We start from the raw sequence: 22,953 nt of genomic DNA on the forward strand, positions 1-22,953 counted from the left end.
CTAGCCGTCACCGACTAGCCAACGTGTTGCAACGACCCCTTGAAACCGCCGCGTTAAGAAGGGGCCCTTCCTTACACTTCTCAGCCGTTTGCGGCGACGTCCTCGACCAGCTGGACGAGCGTGCGGACCGGAACACCAGTGCCGCCCTTGGTCCAGTAGCCGGTCGGCTCACCCGAGTGGTAACCCGGCCCGGCGATGTCGATGTGCGCCCAGGCCACGCCGTCGGCCACGAACTCCCGCAGGAACACACCGCCCTGCAGCATGTGCCCGGCCCGGTCCATCCCCGCGTTGACCTGCGAGATGTCCGCGACGTCGGACTCCATGCCCTTGCGGACGTCGTCCGGCAGCGGCATCGGCCACGCCGGCTCGCCGACCGCGTCGCCCACCGTCCGGACCCGCTCGCACAGCTCCGGGGTGCCCATCACGCCGGCCATCCGCTTGCCGAGCGCGATCACCTGGCCGCCGGTGAGCGTGGACGTCTCGAACAGGTAGTCCGTGCCGTCCTCGCACGCGCGGGCGATGGCGTCGCCCAGCACCATCCGGCCCTCGGCGTCGGTGTTGAGCACCTCCACCTTCTTGCCGTTGTACATGCTGATCACGTCACCCGGCCGGTAGCTGCTGCCCGACGGCATGTTCTCCGCCATCGGCAGGTAGGCGCTGACCGCCACCGCCGGCTTCAGCGCGGCGATCGCCAGCATGGCGGCACCCACCGCGGCGGCGCCCGCCATGTCGGACTTCATCTCCCACATACCCTGCGCCGGCTTGATCGAGATGCCGCCGGTGTCGAAGGTGATGCCCTTGCCGACAAGCGCGACACGCTTGCCGTTGCCGCCGCCCTGCGGGGTGTAGGTGAGCTTCACCAGCCGCGGCGGAGCCTCCGAACCCTGCCCGACTGCCACGATGCCGCCGTACCCACCAGCGGCGAGCGCCGCCTCGTCGAGCACCTCGACGTCGAGCCCCGCCTCCCGGGCGGCACCGGCAACCGCGTCGGCGAACGACGGGGGACGCAACTCGTTGGGGGCGGTGTTCACCCAGTCCCGGCTGAGCCGGACCGCGCCGGCCACCGCCTGCGCCCGGGTGATCTCCGCCTGGGCGCCCGCGTCAGCGGCGTCCGGCACGGCGATGAGCACCTCGGCCACCGGCTCCCGCCGGGTCGGCTGCGGCCGGGTCTTGTAACCGGCGAACCGGTACCCGCCGAGCAGCGCCCCCTCGGCGACAGCGCGCAGCGCAGCCGGCGCGTCCGCGTCGTCCGGCAGCGGCATGGCGAGCGCCACCTTCGCGGCGCCGGCCACGGCCCGGATCGCCGAACCGGCCGCGCGGCGCAGCGCCTCCGGCGCCGGTGCGGCGCCCGACGGCTCCGGACCCAGCCCGACGGCGGCGACCAGCGGGGCGGTGACCGTGCCCAGGGTCGCCAGCTTGATCACCTCCCCTGGGGCGCCGGTCGCGCCGAGCAGCGCCAACGTCTCGGTCAGCTTGCCGTCGAAGGCGGCGGCGATGCTCTCCGCGCCGCTGGCGAGCAGCAGGGTGCCGGCGAGGCCGCTGGTGGCGCCCTGCTCTCCGGTCTGGCTGTGCACGCCGATCACGATCGCGTCGACGGCAAGCTCCGCCGGGTCGGTGTCGACCAGGCTCAGGGTGGTCGTGCGGGGGGATGTCACTGAAGCTACTCCGGGCGGGCCGGGCCGGTCGCGGCGTCGCGTACCGGCGGTGAAGGTCTCCGACGGAACCTACCCGCCGGACATCAGGGCTGTCCCGTCGATGCCGCCGACGGGGTCCCGCCGATGCTAACCAGCGGCGTTGCCCCCGGTAAGTTGCCACCCATGACCGACGTGACCTCCGACGCCGCCGCGACCCGGCTGCGCCGATCCCCGCTGCACGAGCGGCACACCGCCGCCGGCGCCAAGTTCGCCCCCTTCGGGGGGTGGGAAATGCCACTGGAGTACGCCGGTGGCGGGGTGCTCAAGGAGCACACGGCGGTGCGTACCGCGGTGGGGGTCTTCGACGTGTCGCACCTGGGCAAGGCCCGGGTGACAGGCCCCGGCGCGGCCGAGTTCGTCAACGCCTGCCTCAGCAACGACCTCGGACGGATCGGGCCGGGTCGGGCGCAGTACACGCTCTGCTGCGACGACGCCACCGGCGGCGTGGTGGACGACATCATCGCCTACCTGTACGCCGACGACCACGTCTTCCTCATCCCGAACGCCGCCAACACCGCCGAGGTGGTGCGCCGGCTGCGCGCCGCCGCGCCGCAGGGTGTCACGGTCGCCGACGAGCACGAGGCGTACGCGGTGCTGGCAGTGCAGGGCCCCCGCTCGGGCGAGCTGCTGGCAGCCCTCGGCCTGCCCACCGAGCACGACTACATGAGCTTCTCCGCCGCCACGCTGGCCGACGTGGAGCTGACCGTCTGTCGTACCGGCTACACGGGCGAGCTGGGCTACGAGCTCGTGGTGCCGGCGGACGACGCCGTGACCGTCTGGGACGCCTTGTTCGCCGCCGGTACGGCCTTCGACCTGCGTGCCTGCGGACTTGCCGCTCGGGACACGCTGCGCACCGAGATGGGCTACCCGCTGCACGGGCAGGACCTCTCGCTGGACATCACCCCGGTGCAGGCACGCTCAGGCTGGGCGGTGGGCTGGGACAAGCCGGCGTTCTGGGGTCGCGACGCGCTGCTCGCCGAGAAGGCCGCCGGTCCCCGGCGTACGCTGCGCGGCCTGGTGGCGGTCGACAGGGCCATTCCGCGCCCCGGGATGACGCTGCACGTCGGTGACACGCAGGTGGGCGAGGTGACCAGCGGTACCTTCAGCCCGACGCGCAAGCAGGGCATCGCGCTGGCCCTGCTGGACACCGACGCGAACCTCGCCGAAGGCGACGTGATCGAGATCAACATCCGCAACCGCCGCGCCCCACTAACGGTTACCAAGCCGCCTTTCGTAAACCCCTCAGTGAAGTAACCCACCCCGCCCACCCCGCCCCTCTGCCCCCCTGCCTCCACCCCGCCTCGGTGATCATGAGGTTGACGGGCGCTTTGATCTTCCAGTGACCCGCTAACCTCATGATCAACGCATTGGTGGGCGGGGGGCAGGGGGCGGGCAGGGCGCAGGGGGCGGTTAGGGGGTTTTGGGGGGATTGCCGGAGTCCAGAACTGCTTGGGTCCAGCCGCCCTCGATCACTCCTGTCGCGTTCAGGACAGCCCAGTCGACTACGTCGGTTGCCTCGATCACCACGGGGGATCCGATCTTGACTGCCGGGTCCGTGGCGGCGTCGCTGGCGCTCACGCCGACTATGCGCTCCGGGGTCTCCCAGGAGGTGACGCCGGCCCAGACGTACTCCGGGCCGTCGTCACCGGGCAGCCCGTACTTGACCACCAGCTGCGACTCCGGCGGCAGCTGCCCGGCGACGAACCGGGCGCGGGCATCGCCCAACGCCGCACGGGCGGTGGCGACAGCCCGGCTCATCGCGTCGCCGGAGCGGGCGTACCGCACGTCCGGCTGGATCCCGGCGAACAGCGTCGCGCAGGCGGCGGCGTAGTAGCGCCCGTCCGGACCGGGATGCCCGGCCGGCGGGCGCAGGCTCAGGAACGAGTCGGCCTCCGGGTCGGTCGCCGGGTCCAGCTCCAGGCGCAGCAGCACCGGCGCGGTAGCACCGTGCTGCTCCGGATTGCCGTACGCCACGGCGATGTCGTGCCCGGTCACCGTCGCCAGCACCGGGAGCTGCACGAACGCGGGTACCTCCTCGCCGGACAGGCCGTCGGTCCAGTCCCGCAGCAGCCGCCGGGCCGCACCGGTCAGCACCGCACCCCAGGCGCGGGTGAGATGGTCGGGCACGCCCTGGGTCTGCAACTCAAGCAGCCCGAAACGGCGCAGCCCTTTCGTGGTGAACCAGAGCCCCTCGGTGTCCGAGGAGTACGGCACCAGCACCCAGTCGACAAGTCGGATCCGGCCGTGCTCGTCGGGGAGCGAGCGCAACGCGGTCGCCGGGTCGAGGAACTGCAGGCCGAAGACGTCCACCACGTCGCTGTCGACGGATTCCGCAACGGCAGCCGCGACCGCCCGGGCCGCCCACTCGTGCGCCGGTGGCCAGCCGGGCCGGTATTCGGCCTGCACCACCACCAGGTGTGTCGCCGCGGCCAGCCGGGCGAGCTGCGCCTCGGTGGCGCCGAACGCGGTGAGCAGATCGGGCGGCAGCTCGGGGAACTCGGTGATCGGCCGGGTGTCCACGCTCATCAGCGGGCTGTCCAGCATCTGCCGTGCGAGGCCGTGCACCGGCTCGGCCAGCCGGCCGGTAAGCGCGGCGACCGCGGTCTTCGCGCTGACCTTCGGCAGCCCTTCCATCGGCACCAGATAGGTCGCGCTGAGCGACTCCGGTACCGGTACGGGCAGGAAGTCGTCAGTGATGAGCATGTTCGTTCCCCCGGTGGCGGCGCCGGTGCTGTCGAGCCGAACGCTACCCGGCCGGCCCGGAGCTGTTCAGCCGGACAGCACCACACCCAGGTAGACAAGCGTGGTGATCACCTCGACTGTCGCGCCGAGCACGTCGCCGGTGATCCCGCCGAGCCGGCGTACCACGTGGGCCAGCAGCGGCACCGCGACGGCGAGTGCGGCCACGACGACAAGCGGCCCCTGCCACGGACGGCCCGGCACCGCCGGGACCGCCAGCAGCACGACGGCGACCGCGCCGACGGCAAGCGCCACCGGACCGACAGTGCCGGCCACCAGCGCGCCGAGCCCGTCCGGCCGGGCCGCCGGCACACCCCGCCGGCAGGCCACCGTCACGCCGAGCCGCCCGGCTGCTGTCGCGGCGACCACCGCCGCGAGGCACGCCGGCCAGGAACGACCGGCCAGCTCGGCGAGCGCCGCGGCCTGCACCAGGAGTACGACCACAAGGGCCACCACGCCGAACGGCCCGACGTCCGGCTTCTTCATGATTTCCAGGGCGGCGGCACCCCGTCGGTACGAGCCGAGGGCGTCCACCGTGTCGGCCAGCCCGTCCAGGTGCAGACCTCGGGTCAGCAGGGCGGCGGCGCCCACCGTCACACCGGCTGCCACAAGCGCCGGGGCGAGAGCGCCGACCAGCAGCAGGACACCTGCCAGCAGCGCGCCGAGCAGCGCGCCGACGGCCGGGGCGAGCGCCATGGCGGTGCCCGCCACCGTGCGGTCGATCCGTCCGGCGCGTACCGGAAGCGTGGTGAAGGTGGTGACCGCCAGCCGGGCTCCCGCGAGGAGCCGCGAGTCAGCCGGCACGCCAGCCCGACGCCGGCTGCGCGTCCGGCTCGGTGCTTGTCGGGCCCGGCCCGGCCGGCTCCGGTTCGACGAAGTCCGGCTCGGCGGCGCGGTCCGGATCGGTGGTCTGCCCGGGCTCGACGTCGTCGGCGTCGGTGTCGGCGTCGTCCGGGTCGGTTTCCGGCGTCGCCGGCTCGTCCAGGGCCTCGCCGCCGGCAAGCGACGGGTGCACCGGCAGCGCGGCTGCCAGCGCCAGCACCGAGCGCAGCAGCGGGAGCGCCACCAGCGCGTTGGCGCCCTCGCCGAGGTCCATCCGGAGGTCGAGCAGCGGGTTGAGGCCGAGCACGTCGGCGGCCAGCCGTACCGCCGGATGACCGCCGTGGTCGGCAAGCAGGCACCAGTGTCGCGCCTGCCCGGCCAGGTCGCGGCTGACCATCCCGGCGGCGATTCCGACAGGCCCGTCGAGCAGCACCGGCACCCGCCGGGCGGTCGCGCCGAGCAGTACGCCGGTGGCCACCGCCACGTCGCCGCCGCCCAGCTCGGACAGCACGTCCTTCGCGCCGCGCGGCGAGTGTCGGGTGCGGTGCAGCGCGTCGCGCACCGCCGCGCAGCGGACCATCCAGGCCGCGTCGTCGATCGCCCCGGCGTCGGTGAAGACACGGCCCAGCACGGCCGGTGGTTCCGCGCCCGCAGTGGCCGCCAGCACCGCCGCCGCTGCCGCCTCGGTGCCGGCGCCGCACGCTGCCACAACCAGCAGTTGTACGCCCGCGTCGGCCGCCTGCTCCGCCAGCCGCCAGCCGTAGCGCAGTGCCGACTCCACCTGGTCGAGGGTGAGCGCAGGCCCGTCCTCGATCGGCGCGGCGGCCGGAGTGTCCACCACCTGGAGGCTCGCACCACTCTCGGCGGCCAGTCGGGCGAGCGCGCCCCGGCCTGCGCGGGCCTGCGCGGCCCGGCGCGCCGATTCGCCGGCCACGGCGCCGGCCGACGCCCCGCCGGCGTGGTCGCCGTGCAGCAGCAGCACCCGCACCGAACTCCAGGCTTGGGGGGTGGAGGTGCCCTGGGTGGCGGCGGCGAAGCCGACCACCCGGTCCAGTACGCCCAGCCCGGCGCCGGGTACGTCCAGCGTGGCCAGCCGGTCCACCGCCTGCGGTCCGGCGTACTCGTCGGGCATCGGCAGTTCCATGCCGGGCTGGATGACAAGCCCGGTGGACACCATCGGCAGTGCCATTGTGGGTGCGGCCCAGGGGTTGCCGGGCTCCTGGTTCGGGGCCACCGGCGGCGTGTGGGTCAGGACGTCGGGCAGCTGCACCTCGGGGGTGGGCTCGACGTCGATCGGGCTCGGCCCGGAGCCGACCGAGGCTGTCCCGGTCGCAGCGACAGCGGGTGCAGCCGCGGCGGTGGGCGGCACGGCTGCCGGCTTCAGCGGGACCGGCTGGCCGGCGACCACAAGCACCACCGAGTCGCAGGCGTCGGCGACCGCCCGGTTGACAGCGCCGAGCGCGTCCGTGAACGCCCGACCCAGCGGGGTGGTCGGCACCAGCGACAGCCCCACCTCGGGGCTCACCAGCACCACCCGCGCCGCGCAGGAGCCGATCGCCTCGGCAAGCTCGGCGACCGTCGCCAGGTCGTCGGCGGGCTGGTGGTCCGGGTCGAGCAGCACCGTCACCCAGCCACCGAGGTCGTCCACGAGCAGCGTCTCGTTGGGCTCGGCGGACGAGATCACATCCGCGAGCCGCCGCGGCTCCCCGGCGGTCTCCTCGCTGGTCCAGCTGCCCGGCCGCCGGGCGCGGTGCGCCGCGAGCCGGGTCGCCCACTCGGTGTCCTCCGGGTCGCCCTCCGGAGCGGTGGCGATGTACCGGACCACCGGCGCGTCGGCGACCAGAGACTCGGCGAACTCGGACTTGCCGGATCGGATCCCGCCGAGCACCAGGATCGTCTTCCACCCCTCAACGGACATGCTCGTACCTTAGAGCCAGCCGGAAGGCACCAACAGCACAGGTAGCGCTGTCCCGGCCCGGATCACCGTTCGCCGGGTGCGCGGTACTGATAGTCGTTGGGGTTCACGTCCGCCGGCTTCGGGTCCTCCTGCCAGAGACCTTCGCCGGGGCGGGCGAGCAGGGAATCGACAAGTTCCTCCCGGTCCATCTCCCGCGCGCCCTCGATGCCGCCCCGTACCGCGATGTTCCGCAGATCATCGGTGTCCCATTCCCGCAACGGCCTGCTCATCGTCCCGCCCCCCGTCGTACGCCGTCGGTCCGTGCCGATGCCGGCGGCATACCCTCAGGTACGCGCTGTGGAACCTCCGCACGGGCCGCTGTCAGCGTGGCCGACTACGCTTGCGAAGGTTCGTCCCGGCGGGACTTCAGCGGCGAGGGGAGACGCGCAGATGGCGTGGAGCTGGCGGTACGAGGGCACGGACGGCCAGACGGTCGAGGGTCCGGCGGAGTCGTTCGGCAGCCAGGCCGACGCCGAATCCTGGATCGGTCAGACCTGGCGTGAGCTCGCGGCGTCCGGCGTCACCTCGGTCGCGCTCATGGAGGACGACCGGTTGGACTACCGGATGAGTCTGCAGCCCGCGGCCGAGTGATGGGTTACGACCGGCCGGGCGGTGACGGGCTGGTGCTCGGCGTGCCCAAGGCGGCATTCCGGCCCAGCCCGGTCTTCCTCGGCCTGGTCGCCCTCTTCGCGGTCAGCGGTGCCCTGACCTGGAACGAGGTGGGCAATGTCCGGTTCAACGTGTTCGTCTTCGTGGTCACCGGCTGGCTGGTCTCGCTCTGCCTGCACGAGTACGCCCACGCGGTGGTCGCCTACCGGGCCGGCGACCGGGACATCGCCCACCGGGGCTATCTGACGCTCAACCCGTTCAAGTACACGCACCCGCTGCTGTCGATCGTGCTGCCCGTGGTGGTGGTGCTGCTCGGCGGCATCGGCCTGCCCGGCGGCGCGGTGTGGGTGGACCGGCACTCCATCCCGGGTCGGCTGCGGCACACGCTTGTCAGCCTCGCCGGCCCGGCCACGAACGTGCTGTTCACGCTGGTGTTGGTGGCCGCGGTGCGCTTCGGCACCCAGTCGGGCGGCCCTGTGGAGTTCTGGGCCGCTGTCGCGCTGCTGGGCTTCCTGCAACTCACCGCGAGCGTGCTGAACCTGCTGCCGGTGCCCGGCCTGGACGGCGGCAACATGATCCAGCCGTGGCTCAATCCGCAGTGGCGCAAGATGTACGACCTGTTCGCCCCGTACGGCTTCATCCTGCTCTTCGCGCTGCTGTGGAACCCGCGCATCGGAGGCTGGTTCTTCGATGCCGTCTTCGCCGTCGGCGACCTGCTCGGTCTGCCGTCGTGGCTCTACGCCACAGGCCTCGACCTGATCCGCTTCTGGCAGGGCTGAGCGGCTTACAGGGCTGAGCGGCCGGCGGGGCTGAGCGGGCTTTCCGGCCCGGTCGGGCGCGCCGATCCGCGCTGCTGACCGGGCCGGAGCCGCGTCAGGGCCGCTGGGCGGGGGACTCGGTCTTCGCCGCGTCCCGCTCGGTGATCGGATCGATGATCTCGTCGATCGCCTTGAGCAGCTCGGCGTCGAGCTTCACCCCGGCCGCCTTGACGTTGTCCTGCACCTGCTCGGGGCGGGACGCGCCGATGATCGCCGAGGAGACGTTCGGGTTCTGGAGCACCCAGGCCACGGCGAGCTGGGCCATGCTCAGCCCGGCCTGCTCCGCGAGGGGCTTGAGCTGCTGCACCCGGGTCAGCACGTCGTCGCGCATGAACCGGGAGATGAAGCTCGCGCCGGACTTCTCGTCGGTGGCCCGGGAACCGGCCGGCGGCGGCTGCCCCGGCAGGTACTTGCCGGAGAGCACACCCTGCCCCATCGGCGACCAGACGATCTGCCCGATGCCCAGCTCCTCGCTGGCCGGTACGACCTCGGCCTCGATGACCCGCCACAGCATCGAGTACTGCGGCTGGTTGGAGATCAGCGGGATGCGCAGCTCACGGGCGAGGGAGTGGGCGGCGCGCAGCTGCGCGGCAGTCCACTCGGAGACGCCGATGTAGTGCGCCTTGCCGGAGTGCACGACGTCGGCGAACGCCTCCATCGTCTCTTCCAGCGGCGTGCTGTGGTCGTACCGGTGGGCCTGGTAGAGGTCCACATAGTCGGTGCGCAGCCGACGCAGCGAGCCGTTGATCGACTCCATGATGTGCTTGCGGGACAGACCACGGTCGTTGCGGCCCGGCCCGGTCGGCCAGTAGACCTTTGTGAAGATCTCCAGGCCCTCGCGACGCTCGTTCTCCAGCGCCCGGCCGAGCACGTCCTCGGCCCGGGTGCCGGCGTACACGTCGGCGGTGTCGAAGGTGGTGATCCCCGCGTCGAGGGCGGCCCGGACGCACGCGAACGCGGCGTCCTCCTCGACCTGTGAACCGTGGGTGATCCAGTTGCCGTACGAGATCTCGCTGACCATCAGGCCGGAACGGCCCAGGTGTCGGAATTCCATGTACTGAACCTAGACCCAGTCGGTCATTACCGCCGACCTGCCGTTCAGAGCACTGGGTTGGCGTCGGTGAGCAGCCGGTCGATCTCCGCCAGCACCTCGGCGCGGTCGCGGTGCACCGGGTCGATGAGCGGCTCACCCTGCCGGTCCAGTGCGCCCCACCGGCCGCCGCTGCCGACCAGGAACGCCACCGGGTGGATGACGAGCATCGGGTACGCAGGCGGCACGAGCACCGCACCGGACCGGTCCACCACACCGCGCCGACCGGCCACGTCGACCACCACGAGGCCCTCGTCGGTGAAGCCGTCGACAGGCCCACCGTCGCTCAACTCGGTGACGAAGCCGTGGTAGCGGGTAGGCACCACGATCCGTCCGGTCCGGTCGACAGCGCCCCATCCCTCACGGCGTACCGCGGCCAGCCCGCGGCGGAACGGACGTACCTCTGCGAAGTTCGGCGGGACCTGCACCGCGCCGGTGGGGTCGATCGCCGTCCACCCGCCGTCGGTGACCACCCAGGCCAGGCCGTCACTGAACGGGCGCGCGGCGCGGTAGGACGGGGGGATCACCGTCGTACCGAGCAGGTTGATCAGGGACCACCGGTCGGTGTCCGGCCGCCGGACCCAGGCCAGGCCGTCGTGGAACGGCTGCGCCTCGGCGTACCGGGCGGGAATGACCACCTCACCGTCCTGGTCGACGTAGCCCCACAGTGGTCCGTCCTGGTCCGGCTGCGGGGGCCGGTCCCGGTCGAGCACCTCGTCCCGACTCCTGGGGTACGGGCCGAAGCCGTCGGCGGACGCTCGTTCGGTGACCGCGTCGAGCGCCACCCGGACCCGGTCCAGCAGTTCGGCGTCGCCCGCGCCGCGCAAGTCGAGGGCCCGCTCGAAGTGCTGGCAGGCCTCCATCAGCCGGCCCTGGTCGTAGCAGGTCCGTCCGGCGTGCTCGTGCAGGGCGGCCCGCAGCCGGTCGGGCAGCTCGATCGAGTTGGCCTCGGCGAAGAGTTGGTCGGCCTCGGCGAAGTCGCCGCGCCAGCGCAACACGTGTGCCAGCCGGGCCTGGGCCAGGGCGGTCCGGCGCAGTTCCCCGGTCGCCTCCGCGTAGGTGAGGGCGAGCCGGCCGTCGGCCAACGCGTCGTCCAGGTCGCCGAGGATCCGCGACGCCACCGCCCGCAGGCTGAGCAGCCGGGCTCGCGCCCGGTTGTCGATCGCCGAACCGAGCTTCTCGGTCAGCCGCCGCCGGATCGCCCGCATGTTGTCCGGCTCGGTCAGCTCCTCACGGAGGGTGACCGGGTCCAGCCGCCAGCGGTACGCCGCCAGGACCTGCTCCGGATCGCCCGGGTCGGCCAGAGACGGTCTTCTCGGCTCCGGCGCGGCGGCGGGCGGTGCCGGCATCGGCACGTCGGCGTCCGCCGATCCGGTCCGTGGTCCGGGAACCACGCCCGCAGGCGCACCCGACACCGGCTGTGCCGCAACAGGTGGCTCAGCGTCCTCCTCGGCATCGGTTTCGGCGCCCTCCTCAGTCTGCGCGAAGGTCGCCTCGACGGCCGGGTGGTGTGTGGGGGTAGCCGCGTCCGCCGTGGCTGGCGCGTGCGTGTCGGTCGGCGCCGGTGGTGCGGACGTCGGCCGGTCCGGGGGCGTGAGGTCGTCGGGCTCGCCGTTCGCCGGCGGTACGTCGAAGGTGTCTGTGCTCGGAAGCTCCGCGCCCTCTTCGTCGGTGTCGGTGTCGCGGGGGTGTTCGCTGTGGACCTGCGTTCCGGCATCCGCCGTACCCGCATGCTGTGCCTCGGTCGGGGCTGGCTCGACAGCGTCAACGGGCGGCGGCGTCGCCGCATGCACGCGGTACGTGCCCTCGTCGTCGTTCTCACCTGCCTGGTCGTCGTGGTCCGCGTCGAAGTCGGCGTTCACATCGACGTCGCGGTCCGCGTCGACCTCGTAGACAGGCGGCGCGGAGACAGGCGTGGCCGGGGGTGCGGAGATGGGCGTGGCCGGGGGTGCGGAGGTCGGCGTGGCCGGGGGTGCGGAGGTCGGCGTGGCCGGGGGTGCGGAGGTCGGCGTGGCCGGAGGTGCGGAGATGGGCGTGGCCGGAGGTGCGGAGATCGGCCTAGCCGGAGGCGCGGAAACGGGTGCCGTGACGGCGGAGTCGGGCCACCGGTCGGCGGCGGTAGCGGCGGCGGTGGGTTCGGCGTCCACCGTCGACAGGTAGTGCTCGTCCACCGGCCCGGACACAGGCACGGCCGAGCTGCTGAGGACCGCTCGATCGTCGGTCGCGTCGGCTGGATCGGTCGCGTCGGTTGTTTCGGTGGCGTCGGTCGCGTCGACCGTCCCGGTTGGCTCGGTGGTCTCGCGCTCAGTCGTCTCGCGTTCGGTCGTCTGGCGTTCGGTCTCGCGTTCGGTTGTCTCGACCCTGTCGGGCTCGGCAGGCTTGGCAGGGCCGAACCAGGCGTCCGGCTTCTGGGCCGGAACCTCGGCCGGTGGGGGAGCCGACGACGTGGGCGGCTCCGAGGGCGGCGGGGGTACGTACCGGCGCGGCACACCGGGGGCGATCGGAAGCGCCCGGTCGACGTCCACCTCGGGGGCAGGCGATGTGGGCGTCGAGAGCGGGCGGACGGCCGACGGGTCCGGGCGCTGCCAGGTGGGAGGTGGCGCGACCGCAGGCGCCACGTCCCGTCGCGCCTCGTCCGGCCCGGTGCCCGTGCCCGGACTGCTGCCCGTGCCCGGTCCGGGGTAACGCGGTGGCGCGGCGGGTTGGGCGGCGGCGGTGGGTGCCGGCCCGGTCGGCGTCCGCCGCTCGGACGGCTCACGCCAGTCAGGCGGCGGTGACGCTTCGCGTCGGTCGGTCGGCGGTGACGGCTCGTGTCGGTCAGGCCGCGGTGACGGCTCGTGTCGGTCGGTCGGTGACGGTTCGTGCCGGTCGGCGGGCACCGGGGCGGGGAGGAACTCCAGTCGGAGCCGGGCGGCCGGCGGGCCGGAGACAGGTACGTCGTGCGTCGGGGAAACCGGCACGGCCGACACCGGCCGATCCCGATCGTGACCGGCGGGAGTGGACGGCCGGCGCTCGTATTCGGTCGGGGCAGGCGAGGTCGGTGCGGCCGAGTTCGGGGCAGGTGTTCTCGGGGCAGGCGAGTCCGGGGTGAAGGCCGCTGGACGGTCCCGGCCAGGCGTGGCAGGCGATCCGGGGGCCGGCGATACCGGTCGTGCTGGCGAAACAGGTGCCGGCGATACCGGTCGCGCCGGAGAAACCGGGCGTACCGGACCAGCGCTGCCGGTGCCCGGCGTGGCCGGGGAGACGGGCGCCTGCGGGACCGGCGTGGCCCGGCCCGGTGCGGTCGGTGCGGTCGGTGCCGTCGCGGCGGGACGAGCCGGCCGGTCGTCGTACCGGGAGGGTTCGGCTGGTGCCCGGTCGGGTCGGGCTGGCCGTGGCGGCGCGCCCGTCTCGGGGCCACGGTGCGGCTCGGTGCGATGGCCGGGTTCCCGGGTACGGTCCGGGCGCACCGGACCGGGTGGCGGCCACGGAAGCATGCCGTCCGGTCGGGAGGAGGGCTGCACGCGGGGCTCGCGGTACGCCTCTGGCGGCGTCTCCTCGCGCGGCCGGCGATCGGGGTACGCCTCGGCGCGGGCCGCTGCCTCGCGCCGGTGCTGCTCGGCGTCGGGCCGGCGGCGTTCGTCCCGGCGCGACTGCTCCGGTGCCTCCTGCTCGGGCCGGTGCCGCCATCCGCCGTCGGACGTCGGCGGCGTGCCGTATCCCTCGTCCGGGCGGTACCGCCGGTCGGCGGACGCGCCGGGGTTGCCGTCCGGTCGGGGCCGACCGGCCAACCCGGCGCCTTCGGCGGCCCGCTCCGGGCGGCGGAGGTCTTCCGGCCGTTCCATGCGGCGAACGTCGTCGGGCCGTTCCATGCGGCGAACGTCGTCGGGCCGTTCCATGCGGCGAACGTCGTCGGGCCGATCTGGGCGGCGAACGTCGTCGGGCCGATCTGGGCGGCGGGTGTCGTCGGGCCGGCGGTCCGGGCGGTGGCGCGAGCTGCCGTCCACGGGCGCCCACTGGCCCGCACCTTCGGCTGCCCAGCTGTTGGCAGGTCGCTCGTCGTGGCTGCGCGGCGGCCTGGCGTCGTACCTGTCGGGGGTGCGTCGGTCGTGGCCGGCGGCCTGTCGTTCCGATGTGCCCCGTCCGCGCGGCGTCTCGTCGGGCTCGGGGACCCAGCCGCTGTCGAACCGGGGCGCGGGGGAGACCGGCGGGGCGGCCGGATGTCCCCGGTCGGTCGGCTGGGGCCGGCGGCTGTCGTACCGCTCAGGAGCCTGCTGCTCGCGGTGCCAGGCGGCCTCTCGGGCCGGCCCTCGCTCGTCGCTGGGGCGTCGGTCGGACCAGGCGGTCCGCCGGTCCGACTCGGGGGAGCGGCGTTCCTCGCGCCGGGGCGGCTCGGGCAGCGGGCGGCGGTACGGCTCGTGGTCGTAGTGGGGGGTGTCGGACCGGCCGCGCGGCGGTGGCTCCAGCGGGCGGTCGTCACCTCGCGGCCAACTGTAGGCCGGGTTCCCGACCGGTTCGTCGTCCGGCCAGGAACGGTCGTGAGCCTGCTCGGCAGGGGGTTCGTCGGCCCAGGAGCGGCCAAGGTACGTGCCGTCCGGGCGGGTGGGTGCCAGCGGTGGCACCTCGGTGCGGCCGACAACTGTCGCGCGTCCGCGCGGCGGCGGAGGTGGCTGGTGGGATGCGCCGATGTCGCCGGGATAGCGCTGGCCGGGGAACTGGGGATGCCACTCGGTGGTCGGTTCGACCACCCAGGACGGTTCGTTCGGGTCCGGCCAGCGGTCGGTGTAGCGACCGTTCATCCGTTGGGCCTGTCGCCACATCCGGCCGCGAGGCCGATCTCCGATGGCGGTGCGATGCCCGGGGGCGACGACGTGCCCGGGGGTGTGCCCTCACCGGGCGTCCGGTCGCCGCCTGCCACGCCTCGGTGGCCGGCTCGCGTCCGCTCGCTCACGGCTTGTCACCTCGTTGCAAGTTGTCGCGCTGGGGCCTCGCGTGCCGGTCAGATCGCCCGTTCCGGCAGGGCGTGGCTGCGGATGGAGGGTAACGGCGTGGGCTCGGTCACCGCCACTATGGCGCTGCCCACGGGGGCAAACATTATCCGACGGTTCCGGACATTTGGGTCGATAACCGTATCTGGTCCTCGACGATACTCCACCTACGAGCGGGTCCGTCCGCCCGGGACCGGCGTGCGGGGCTCAGGGATGTTCCATCACCAGGACGGCGAAGGTGCCGGGGAGCAGTGCCTCGTAGCGGTGCGGGATGTCGCCGGGAAACGTCGCGTAGTCGCCCGGATCGAGGTCGACGGGGTTCGCCTCGGGACCGACGCGCAGCCGGCCGGCGGCCACCACCACGTGCTCGACGCTGCGGGGGGTGTGCCCGTCGGCCTCCCGGACGGCGCCGGGCTCCAACTCGATCAGGTAGACGTCCCGCCGCAGGTGCGCCGCACCGGCGCTGAGCAGCGTGCCGGTGAAGTCGGCCTGCTCGGAGCGGATCCGAGGTCCCTCCCCGGCGCGGATCACCCGGATGGCGTCGTCGACAGGTTCCACGAGCCGCCCGAACGGTACGCCGAGCGCCACGCCGAGCGCCCAGAGCGTCTCCACGCTCGGGTTGGCGGTCCCGGATTCGAGGTGGGAGAGAGTGGACTTGGCCACTCCTGCCCGGCGGGCGAGTTCGGTGAGCGAGATGCCGACGCGCTCCCGTTCGCGGCGTAGGGCGGTGGCGATGGTGGCCAGCGGGGCGGCGGGTTCCGGCGGCATTTGTTCGCTCCATCGGATGAATGTTCGGTTTGACGAACGGCGGCGAGCTGTTCACCATAATGAACCATGCGTACGGTACAACGAACAGCCGACGCCGGGGTGCTCCGAGATGTGCTCGCCCTCGGCGCGGCGATGGTCGCCGTGGGCGCCTCCTTCGGGGCGGTCGCGGTGGCCGCCGGGATCCCGGTCTGGGCCACGCTGACGATGTCCGTGGTCCTCTACGCCGGCGGCGCGCAGTTCATGGCCGTCGGTCTCGTGGCCGCCGGGAGCCCTCTGGCCGCCGTGCTGGCCGGGCTCCTGCTCAACGCCCGGCACCTGCCGTTCGGGCTCGCGCTCGGCAACAGTCTCGGCCCCCGGCTGGGGCACCGGCTGCTCGGCAGTCACCTGCTGACCGACGAGGCGACCGCCTTCACGCTCGCCCAGCCGGACGGCGTCGCCCGCCGACGGGCGTTCTGGCTGGCCGGCACGCTGCTCTTCGTCGCCTGGAACACGGGCACCCTGGTCGGCGTGCTCGCCGGTGGCGCGGTCGGCGACCCGGCCGCGCTGGGCCTGGACGCCGCGTTCCCGGCCGGGCTCATCGCGTTGCTGCTGCCGTCCCTGCGCGACCGGGACACCCGCCACGCCGCGCTGGGCGGGGCCGCCCTCGCTGTCGTCGCCACGCCGCTGCTGCCGGCCGGGTTGCCGGTGCTGCTCGCACTGGCCGGCCCGGCCCTCATCGCCCTGCGCCGCCGCCGTACGCCCACCGGCGGTGCCGGCCCCGCAGTGCCCGCAGCCGGGGAGAGTGCGACGTGCTGATCGCGGTGATCCTGACGCTGGCCGCAGGCACCTACGGCTTCCGGGTCGCCGGTGTCCTGCTGCGGGACCGGCTCGACCTGCCCGATTGGGCCCGGCTGCTGTTGCCGGTCGCCGCGGCCGCGCTGCTCGCCGCGCTGGCGGCGACAGCGGCGATCACCGAGGCCAGCCGGTTCGCCGGCTGGGCCAGGCCGGTCGGAGTGCTCGTCGGCCTGCTGCTCGCCTGGCGCAGGGCGCCGTTCCTGCTTGTGGTTGTCGGCGCGGCGGTCACGGCCGCCGTGCTTCGCCTGCTCGGTGTGCCGTGAGCGGGATCAGACCTTGTCGCCGAGGTTCACCTGCGGGGCCGGGGCACGCATCCGCCGGAAGGTGATCGCCCGCATCACCGCGTACAGGTAGAGCGAGCCCATCCGCTGGTCGGTCTTCGGGAAGCGCTGCCGGACCAGCTTGCCGATCTTGCGGCAGATCAGCACCGAGTCGATGACCACGCCCAGCGCCAGCGCGCCCCAGAGCAGGTTGGAGATCAGCCGGACCACCGGCGGCATGGCCGCGTTCGAGCCGATCAGCACGATCAACGCGCCACCGAAGAACCAGGTGCCGACGGTACGGCGGGAGTCGACCACGTTGCGGGCCAGCAGCCGCTCCGGGCCACGGTCGCGGGGGCCACCCTCGCGGCGGAACTCCGCGGCAGCCTCGGCGCGCAGCTTGCGTCGGCGCTCCCGCTCCTCCTCCTTGCTCAGGGGGCGGGTGGGGCCGGCGGGGCGCCGGCCGACGGTCGGCCGCTTGGGCGTCTCCCGACCCTTGGCCGGGGTGTAGCCCCGGGGCTGTTCGGCGGACTCCTCGGGGGTCACCGAGGAGGCGGCCTCGTCGACGAGGTCGGTGGACTTGCGGCGAAAGAGCGACGGCACGCGGCAAGGGTAGCCAACGGTTCGCGCCCGGTGCACATCGCGGTGCACCGGGCGCAAAAGGTGATCGAGGTTACGGACGCTCGACGTGCGCGCCCAGATCGGCGAGCTTCGCCTCGAAGTCCTCGTAGCCCCGGTTGATCAGGTCGACGCCGTACACCCGGGAGGTGCCCTCGGCGGCGAGCGCCGCGATCAGGTGGCTGAAACCGGCGCGGAGGTCCGGAATGACCAGGTCGGCGGCGTGCAGCTTGCTCGGTCCGGCGATCACCGCCGAGTGCTTGAAGTTGCGCCGACCGAAGCGGCACGGGGTGCCGCCGAGGCAGTCCCGGTAGACCTGGATGTTGGCGCCCATCGAGTTGAGCGCCTCGGTGTAGCCCAGGCGCTGCTCGTAGACCGTCTCGTGGACGATCGACAGGCCCCGGGCCTGGGTGAGCGCCACGACCAGCGGCTGCTGCCAGTCGGTCATGAAACCCGGGTGTACGTCGGTCTCCAGCGCCACCGCGTTCAGCTCGCCGCCCGGATGCCAGAAGCGGATGCCGCCCTCCTGGCCCGGGTCGCCCAGCTTCGGCGGCCGGGCGTCGGTGACCTCGTACTCGCCGCCGACGGACCGGAAGATGTTCAGGAAGGTCATCATGTCGGCCTGCTGCGCGCCGAGCACCTCGACGTGACCGCGGGTGGCCAGCGCGGCCGCCGCCCAGCTGGCCGCCTCGATCCGGTCCGGGATCGGCCGGTGCGTGTAGCCGTGCAGCTTCGGCACACCCTGGATCTCGATCACCCGGTCGGTGTGGACCTTGATGATCGCGCCCATCTTCTGCAGGATGCAGATCAGGTCGATGATCTCCGGCTCCACCGCGGCGTTGCGCAGCTCGGTGACGCCCTCGGCCATCACGGCGGTCAGCAGCACCTGCTCGGTGGCGCCGACGCTGGGGTACGGCAGGGCGAACTTGGTGCCGTGCAGCCCGTTGGGCGCGGACAGGTGCAGACCCTCGGGCCGCTTGTCGACGGTGGCGCCGAACTCCCGCAGCGCCTGCAGGTGGAAGTCGATCGGGCGCGGGCCGATGTGGCACCCGCCCAGGTCGGGGATGAACGCGTGGCCCAGCCGGTGCAGCAGCGGCCCGCAGAACAGGATCGGAATCCGGCTCGAACCCGCGTGCACGTTGATCTGGTCGGTGCTGGCGCTCTCCACGTTGGCGGGGTCGAAGACGAGTTCGCCGTCCTCGACGCCGTCGGTCACCTTGACGCCGTGCAGTCCGAGCAGACCTCGGACCACCTCGACGTCGCGGATCTTCGGCACGTCGAACAGTCGGCTCGGGGTGTCGCCGAGCAACGCGGCGACCATCGCCTTCGAAACCAGGTTCTTCGCGCCGCGCACGCGGATCCGCCCTTCGAGCGGAGCCCCTCCGTGCACGACCAGGACGTCGTCGGTCAACGCAACCTCCAGCGCGTCGGTGCTGCTGTGTTGATGGTGGGGAGCATGACCACTGTCGCTACCCCGGATGCGGGCATATCGAAACGGCCCGCCTACGTCGTCGCTCCGGCAGCATAGCCCTCGGTGACGAAAAAGGACTCGGTCACACCGGCGTGTGCGGTATTAATCGGTGATCCGGCACTTTTGTGTGCCACCAGCGTCACGGATCGTGATCAGGGTGCGCCCGGGGGTGGGGTGACGGCGCCCGGCAGCGCGAGCATCTGGTCAAGCGCCACCCGGGCGTGGTGCGCGGTGTCGGCGTCCACCGTGATCTGGTTGACCACCCGGCCCGCGACCAGCTCCTCCAGCGCCCACACCAGGTGCGGCAGGTCGATCCGGTTCATCGTCGAGCAGTAGCAGACGGCCTTGTCCAGGAACATGATCTGCTTGTCCGGGTGGGCCAGCGCCAGCCGGCGGACCAGGTTCAGCTCGGTGCCCAACGCCCACGCCGAACCGGCCGGCGCAGCCTCGATGGTCTTGATGATGTATTCGGTGGAGCCGACGTAGTCCGAGGCCGTGACGACCTCGTGCCGGCACTCCGGGTGGACGAGCACGTTGACCCCGGGCACACGCTCCCGTACGTCGTTGACGCTGTCCAGCGTGAACCGGCCGTGCACCGAGCAGTGCCCCCGCCACAGGATCATCTTGGCGTCGCGCAGTTGCTCAGGGGTGAGCCCGCCGCCGGGCTTGTGCGGGTCGTAGAGCACACAGTCGTCGAGCGACAGGCCCATCTCCAACACGGCCGTGTTGCGGCCCAGGTGCTGGTCGGGCAGGAAGAGCACCTTCGACCCCTGCTCGTACGCCCAGTCCAGTGCGCGTCGGGCGTTGGAGGAGGTGCAGACCACCCCGCCGTTGCGGCCCACGAAGCCCTTGATGTCGGCAGACGAGTTCATGTACGTCACCGGGACCGTGTCACCGGCGATGCCCAGCTCGGTGAGCGTGTCCCAGGCGGCCTCGACCTGACCCAGCACCGCCATGTCCGCCATCGAGCAGCCGGCAGCCAGGTCGGGCAGGATCACCCGCTGGGAGTCGGTGGTGAGGATGTCGGCGCTCTCGGCCATGAAGTGCACGCCGCAGAAGACGATGTATTCAGCGTCCGGGCGGGCGGCCGCCTCCCGGGCCAGCTTGAACGAGTCGCCTGTCACGTCCGCGAACTGGATCACCTCGTCACGCTGGTAGTGATGCCCCAGCACGAACACCTTGCTGCCCAGCTTCGCCTTCGCCGCCGCGGCGCGGGCCACCAGGTCGGGGTCGCTGGGCGCCGGCAGGTCGCCCGGACATTCGACGCCGCGCTCGGTGTCGGGGTCGCTGCCCCGGCCGAGCAGCAGCAGAGCCGTCGCCGTGTTGGAAGGTTCCACCCAGGTCGAAGTCACGAGATCCATGGTCCCACAGCGCGAGCACGGCGCAGCTTCTCTCGATGTGGGCTGCCACACTGCTGCGCATGCGTGTGTTGCTCTGCCCGGACAAGTTCGCCGGCACCCTGCCCGCCCCGGAGGTCGCCGCGGCCGTGGCCGCCGGATGGCGTACCGTCACCGCCGGCGACGACCTGCTGCTCCGGCCCCTTGCCGACGGCGGGCCGGGCTTCGTGGAGGTGCTCGCCGAGGCACTCGACGGCCGGCGGGTGCCGGTGCCGACCGTCGACCCGCTGGGCCGGCCGGCGGCTGGTGAGATCCTGCTCACCGCCGACGGCACCACCGCCTACCTGGAGAGCGCCCAGGCGTGCGGGCTGCACCTGCTCACCTCCGCCGAGCGTGACCCGAAGACCACCACGTCGTACGGGCTGGGCCTGCTGGTCACCGCCGCGGTGGAGAGCGGGGCGCGCACGGTGGTGATCGGGCTGGGCGGCTGCGGGACCAACGACGGCGGCGCCGGGATGCTTACGGCGCTCGGCGTCACCCCGTTGGATGACGCCGGCCGCGCCTTGCCGTACGGCGGCGAACCGCTCGCCGCGGTCGCCGCGGTGGACGGCGCTCCCCGCCTGCGCGGCATCCGGCTGGTCGCCGCCACCGACGTGGACAACCCGCTGCTCGGGCTGCATGGCGCGAGCAACGTGTTCGGCCCGCAGAAGGGCGCCGACCGGGCCGATGTCCTGCTGCTCGACGCCGCGCTGGAGCGCTTCGCCGCGGTGCTGGAACGGGACCTGCCCGGCTGCCCGGCAGGTCTCGGCGCGCTGCCCGGCGGTGGGGCCGCCGGCGGCCTCGGTGCGGCCATCCTCGCGCTAGGCGGCAGCTGCGAGTCGGGCATCGGTCTGGTCACCAGCGCCACCCGCCTGGACGCCGCGCTGGACACCGTCGACCTGGTGATCACCGGTGAGGGGTCCTTCGACCACCAGTCGCTGCGCGGCAAGGTCGTCGCCGGGGTGGCCGGGGCGGCCCGCGACCGGGGGGTGCCGTGCGTGGTGGTGGCCGGCCAGGTGAGCGCCGGCCGGCGGGAGGCGGCCTCGGCGGGCGTGACCGACGCGTACAGCCTGGTGGAGCACTTCGGCGGTGAGGAGGCCGGCGGCCTGGACGCCGCGCTCAGCCGGCCCGCCGACGGGTTGCGCGAGCTGGGCGCGCGGCTGGCCCGGCAGTGGAGTCGCTGAGGGCTACTCGGCGCGTCGGCACGGCCAGATCCGGGCCGACCTGCGGTGCCGATCCCGCCACGCGGGTGGGTCCGGCCGAGGCGGCGTACGATCGGAACTGGACCACAACCGGGAATCACTGGACGACGCGTGATGTTGGCCAGTGCGTCCGGACCTAAACCGCGCAGGGAGACTTCCACGTGACCACGCCAGCGCAGACCGAGTCGACCGAGGCCCAGGCCCCTACTTCCGTCGTCCTCACCGACGTCGCGGCGCAGAAGGTCAAGGCCCTGATCGAGCAGGAGGGCCGCGATGACCTGCGGCTCCGCGTCGCGGTGCAGCCGGGTGGCTGCTCCGGCCTGCGGTACCAGCTCTTCTTCGACGAGCGTTCGCTCGACGGCGACGTCGTCACCGACTTCGGTGGCGTCGAGGTCGTTGTCGACCGGATGAGCAGCCCCTACCTGGCCGGCGCGACGATCGACTTCGCCGACCGGATCGACGCACAGGGCTTCACCATCGACAACCCGAACGCGGGCAACTCCTGCGCCTGCGGCGACTCGTTCAACTGAGTCGCGCCACACACCAGCACGACGACGGGGCCGTCCTCCGGGGCGGCCCCGTCGCCGTGTCGAGGAACGGTGGGAGCGGTCCCGTAGCGCCGGTTACCGGCGGGTTGCCGTTGTCCGACCGACCAGACACCACGCGGTTACCGGGCCGGTAGGCTGACCGCGCCCTGCTCCCGACCCCGAGGGTTGACATGAAGATCGCCGTGACCGGCTCGATCGCCACCGATCACCTGATGAGCTTTCCCGGTCGCTTCGCCGACCAGCTCATCGCCGATCAGCTGCACAAGGTTTCCCTCTCCTTCCTGGTGGACGACCTCGTGCTCCGCCGTGGCGGTGTGGCGGCGAACATCTCCTTCGGCATGGCGCAGCTCGGGCTGCGCCCGGTGCTGCTGGGCGCGGTGGGCGCCGACTTCGCCGACTACCGCTCCTGGCTGGAACGGCACGGTGTGGACTGCGACTCGGTGCACATCAGCGAGGTGGCGCACACCGCCCGCTTCGTCTGCACCACCGACACCGACATGTGCCAGATCGCCTCGTTCTACGCAGGTGCGATGAGCGAGGCACGCAACATCGAGCTGGCCCCGGTCGCCGACCGGCTCGGTGGCCTGGACCTGGTGCTTGTCAGCGCCAACGATCCCGAGGCGATGCTGCGCCACTCGGCAGAGTGCCGCACCCGCGGGTACGCGTTCGCCGCCGACCCCTCGCAGCAGCTCGCCCGGATGCCGGGCGAGGACGTGGTGGCGCTGATCGAAGGCGCCGAGTACCTGATGACCAACGACTACGAGAAGTCGCTGCTGCAGAGCAAGGCGAAGCTGAGCGACGACCAGCTGCTCGACCTGGTCAAGGTGCGGGTCACCACGCTTGGCAAGCACGGCGTGGAGATCGCCGGGCGGGGCATCGACCCGATCCACGTGCCGATCGCCCGGGAGATCCGCGCTGTCGACCCGACAGGGGTGGGCGACGGCTTCCGCGCCGGCTTCTTCACCGCGCTGTCCTGGGGCCTTGGCCTGGAGCGGGCAGCCCAGGTCGGCTCGCTGCTCGCCACGCTGGTCCTGGAGACCGTCGGCACCCAGGAGTACGAGGTCCGCCGCGACCTCTTCGTCAAGCGCCTCGCCGAGTCCTACGGCGACACCGCGGCCGAAGAAGTCCGCCCTCACCTCCTGCCCTAACCCCCGCCCTCACCCCGCTCGCCCTCGCGATC

The 22,953-nt window shown here is 72.9% G+C and carries 19 protein-coding genes; 8 read left to right on the top strand and 11 right to left on the bottom strand.

Going from position 1 to position 22,953, the window contains the following annotated elements; all coding sequences use genetic code 11:
• Positions 1-80: 80 nt before the first annotated feature.
• Entirely contained in the window at positions 81-1,655 is a 1,575-nt protein-coding gene (locus ACPXB1_RS16515; protein WP_355628051.1) for a leucyl aminopeptidase, read from the bottom strand.
• Between the two features lie 162 nt (positions 1,656-1,817).
• Here ACPXB1_RS16515 and gcvT point away from each other — a divergent pair, with 162 nt between their 5' ends.
• On the top strand, positions 1,818-2,948 hold the full coding sequence (gcvT, locus tag ACPXB1_RS16520; protein ID WP_355593195.1) for a glycine cleavage system aminomethyltransferase GcvT: 1,131 nt from the start codon (positions 1,818-1,820) through the stop codon (positions 2,946-2,948).
• 156 nt (positions 2,949-3,104) lie between these two features.
• On the opposite strand, the gene ACPXB1_RS16525 is transcribed toward gcvT, so the two are convergent.
• The 4 genes from ACPXB1_RS16525 to ACPXB1_RS16540 all read right to left on the bottom strand — a co-directional run bounded on the left by ACPXB1_RS16525 (position 3,105) and on the right by ACPXB1_RS16540 (position 7,442).
• Positions 3,105-4,397 carry a DUF2314 domain-containing protein gene (locus ACPXB1_RS16525; protein WP_355593193.1) on the bottom strand — a complete coding sequence of 431 codons (1,293 nt, stop codon included), beginning with the start codon at positions 4,395-4,397 and terminating at the stop codon, positions 3,105-3,107.
• Between the two features lie 66 nt (positions 4,398-4,463).
• Entirely contained in the window at positions 4,464-5,237 is a 774-nt protein-coding gene (locus ACPXB1_RS16530) for an adenosylcobinamide-GDP ribazoletransferase (RefSeq protein WP_355593191.1), read from the bottom strand.
• Entirely contained in the window at positions 5,227-7,173 is a 1,947-nt protein-coding gene (gene cobU / locus ACPXB1_RS16535) for a bifunctional adenosylcobinamide kinase/adenosylcobinamide-phosphate guanylyltransferase (RefSeq protein WP_355593189.1), read from the bottom strand. Before cobU ends, ACPXB1_RS16530 begins: the two co-directional genes overlap by 11 nt.
• A 62-nt stretch (positions 7,174-7,235) precedes the next feature.
• Entirely contained in the window at positions 7,236-7,442 is a 207-nt protein-coding gene (locus tag ACPXB1_RS16540; RefSeq protein ID WP_053657931.1) for a hypothetical protein, read from the bottom strand.
• A 160-nt stretch (positions 7,443-7,602) separates the two neighbouring features.
• Between ACPXB1_RS16540 and ACPXB1_RS16545 the strand changes: the two genes are divergently transcribed.
• Together ACPXB1_RS16545 and ACPXB1_RS16550 are read left to right on the top strand one after the other, a co-directional pair.
• Positions 7,603-7,803: a hypothetical protein gene (locus ACPXB1_RS16545; protein ID WP_355593187.1), complete on the top strand. Its 201-nt coding sequence runs from the start codon at positions 7,603-7,605 to the stop codon at positions 7,801-7,803.
• Positions 7,803-8,600, top strand: coding sequence for a site-2 protease family protein (locus tag ACPXB1_RS16550; RefSeq protein WP_355593185.1), 798 nt, complete (start codon positions 7,803-7,805; stop codon positions 8,598-8,600). The genes ACPXB1_RS16545 and ACPXB1_RS16550 overlap by 1 nt, the downstream gene beginning before the upstream one ends.
• Positions 8,601-8,694: 94 nt before the next feature.
• Here the strand turns inward: ACPXB1_RS16550 and ACPXB1_RS16555 are convergent, their stop codons facing one another.
• The 3 genes from ACPXB1_RS16555 to ACPXB1_RS16565 all read right to left on the bottom strand — a co-directional run bounded on the left by ACPXB1_RS16555 (position 8,695) and on the right by ACPXB1_RS16565 (position 15,464).
• Positions 8,695-9,693: an aldo/keto reductase family protein gene (locus ACPXB1_RS16555; RefSeq protein ID WP_355593183.1), complete on the bottom strand. Its 999-nt coding sequence runs from the start codon at positions 9,691-9,693 to the stop codon at positions 8,695-8,697.
• Between the two features lie 44 nt (positions 9,694-9,737).
• Entirely contained in the window at positions 9,738-14,507 is a 4,770-nt protein-coding gene (locus tag ACPXB1_RS16560) for a WG repeat-containing protein (RefSeq protein ID WP_355593181.1), read from the bottom strand.
• Positions 14,508-14,903: 396 nt separating this feature from the next.
• The gene (locus ACPXB1_RS16565) at positions 14,904-15,464 is read right to left on the bottom strand and encodes a helix-turn-helix domain-containing protein (RefSeq protein ID WP_355593179.1); all 561 of its coding nucleotides are present in this window, start codon (positions 15,462-15,464) and stop codon (positions 14,904-14,906) included.
• A 66-nt stretch (positions 15,465-15,530) separates the two neighbouring features.
• Here ACPXB1_RS16565 and ACPXB1_RS16570 point away from each other — a divergent pair, with 66 nt between their 5' ends.
• Positions 15,531-16,259 (top strand): AzlC family ABC transporter permease, encoded by a 729-nt coding sequence (locus tag ACPXB1_RS16570; protein ID WP_355593177.1) that lies wholly within the window; start codon positions 15,531-15,533, stop codon positions 16,257-16,259.
• Complete coding sequence (locus tag ACPXB1_RS16575; protein WP_355593175.1) at positions 16,253-16,561, top strand: AzlD domain-containing protein; 309 nt, start codon at positions 16,253-16,255, stop codon at positions 16,559-16,561. Before ACPXB1_RS16570 ends, ACPXB1_RS16575 begins: the two co-directional genes overlap by 7 nt.
• Before the next feature lie 6 nt (positions 16,562-16,567).
• Here the strand turns inward: ACPXB1_RS16575 and ACPXB1_RS16580 are convergent, their stop codons facing one another.
• From ACPXB1_RS16580 to nadA, 3 genes are all read right to left on the bottom strand, one after another.
• On the bottom strand, positions 16,568-17,161 hold the full coding sequence (locus tag ACPXB1_RS16580; protein ID WP_355593173.1) for a DUF3043 domain-containing protein: 594 nt from the start codon (positions 17,159-17,161) through the stop codon (positions 16,568-16,570).
• 70 nt (positions 17,162-17,231) lie between these two features.
• Positions 17,232-18,587 carry a UDP-N-acetylglucosamine 1-carboxyvinyltransferase gene (murA, locus tag ACPXB1_RS16585; protein ID WP_053657949.1) on the bottom strand — a complete coding sequence of 452 codons (1,356 nt, stop codon included), beginning with the start codon at positions 18,585-18,587 and terminating at the stop codon, positions 17,232-17,234.
• A gap of 212 nt (positions 18,588-18,799) precedes the next feature.
• Positions 18,800-19,999 carry a quinolinate synthase NadA gene (gene nadA / locus ACPXB1_RS16590; protein WP_355593171.1) on the bottom strand — a complete coding sequence of 400 codons (1,200 nt, stop codon included), beginning with the start codon at positions 19,997-19,999 and terminating at the stop codon, positions 18,800-18,802.
• Between the two features lie 44 nt (positions 20,000-20,043).
• Here nadA and ACPXB1_RS16595 point away from each other — a divergent pair, with 44 nt between their 5' ends.
• The 3 genes from ACPXB1_RS16595 (at position 20,044) to ACPXB1_RS16605 (ending at position 22,921) form a co-directional block, all read left to right on the top strand.
• Positions 20,044-21,207 carry a glycerate kinase family protein gene (locus ACPXB1_RS16595; RefSeq protein ID WP_355593169.1) on the top strand — a complete coding sequence of 388 codons (1,164 nt, stop codon included), beginning with the start codon at positions 20,044-20,046 and terminating at the stop codon, positions 21,205-21,207.
• A gap of 179 nt (positions 21,208-21,386) precedes the next feature.
• Positions 21,387-21,755: an iron-sulfur cluster insertion protein ErpA gene (gene erpA / locus ACPXB1_RS16600; protein ID WP_355593168.1), complete on the top strand. Its 369-nt coding sequence runs from the start codon at positions 21,387-21,389 to the stop codon at positions 21,753-21,755.
• A 188-nt stretch (positions 21,756-21,943) separates the two neighbouring features.
• Positions 21,944-22,921, top strand: a complete 978-nt coding sequence (locus ACPXB1_RS16605) for a carbohydrate kinase family protein (protein ID WP_425735495.1) — start codon at positions 21,944-21,946, stop codon at positions 22,919-22,921.
• Positions 22,922-22,953: the final 32 nt, after the last annotated feature.

Origin of the sequence: Micromonospora sp. DT68, assembly GCF_049847245.1 — a bacterium.
Taxonomy (GTDB): Bacteria; Actinomycetota; Actinomycetes; order Mycobacteriales; family Micromonosporaceae; genus Micromonospora; species Micromonospora profundi.

Excerpts from the sequence above, each read along its gene's own strand:
- ACPXB1_RS16540 (WP_053657931.1), bottom strand. The coding sequence starts at position 7,442 with ATGAGCAGGCCGTTGCGGGAATGGGACACCGATGATCTGCGGAACATC.
- gcvT (WP_355593195.1), top strand. The coding sequence starts at position 1,818 with ATGACCGACGTGACCTCCGACGCCGCCGCGACCCGGCTGCGCCGATCC.
- ACPXB1_RS16560 (WP_355593181.1), bottom strand. The coding sequence starts at position 14,507 with ATGAACGGTCGCTACACCGACCGCTGGCCGGACCCGAACGAACCGTCC.
- cobU (WP_355593189.1), bottom strand. The coding sequence starts at position 7,173 with ATGTCCGTTGAGGGGTGGAAGACGATCCTGGTGCTCGGCGGGATCCGA.
- ACPXB1_RS16570 (WP_355593177.1), top strand. The coding sequence starts at position 15,531 with ATGCGTACGGTACAACGAACAGCCGACGCCGGGGTGCTCCGAGATGTG.
- ACPXB1_RS16545 (WP_355593187.1), top strand. The coding sequence starts at position 7,603 with ATGGCGTGGAGCTGGCGGTACGAGGGCACGGACGGCCAGACGGTCGAG.
- ACPXB1_RS16555 (WP_355593183.1), bottom strand. The coding sequence starts at position 9,693 with ATGGAATTCCGACACCTGGGCCGTTCCGGCCTGATGGTCAGCGAGATC.
- ACPXB1_RS16525 (WP_355593193.1), bottom strand. The coding sequence starts at position 4,397 with ATGCTCATCACTGACGACTTCCTGCCCGTACCGGTACCGGAGTCGCTC.
- ACPXB1_RS16605 (WP_425735495.1), top strand. The coding sequence starts at position 21,944 with ATGAAGATCGCCGTGACCGGCTCGATCGCCACCGATCACCTGATGAGC.
- ACPXB1_RS16595 (WP_355593169.1), top strand. The coding sequence starts at position 20,044 with ATGTGGGCTGCCACACTGCTGCGCATGCGTGTGTTGCTCTGCCCGGAC.
- ACPXB1_RS16565 (WP_355593179.1), bottom strand. The coding sequence starts at position 15,464 with ATGCCGCCGGAACCCGCCGCCCCGCTGGCCACCATCGCCACCGCCCTA.
- ACPXB1_RS16550 (WP_355593185.1), top strand. The coding sequence starts at position 7,803 with ATGGGTTACGACCGGCCGGGCGGTGACGGGCTGGTGCTCGGCGTGCCC.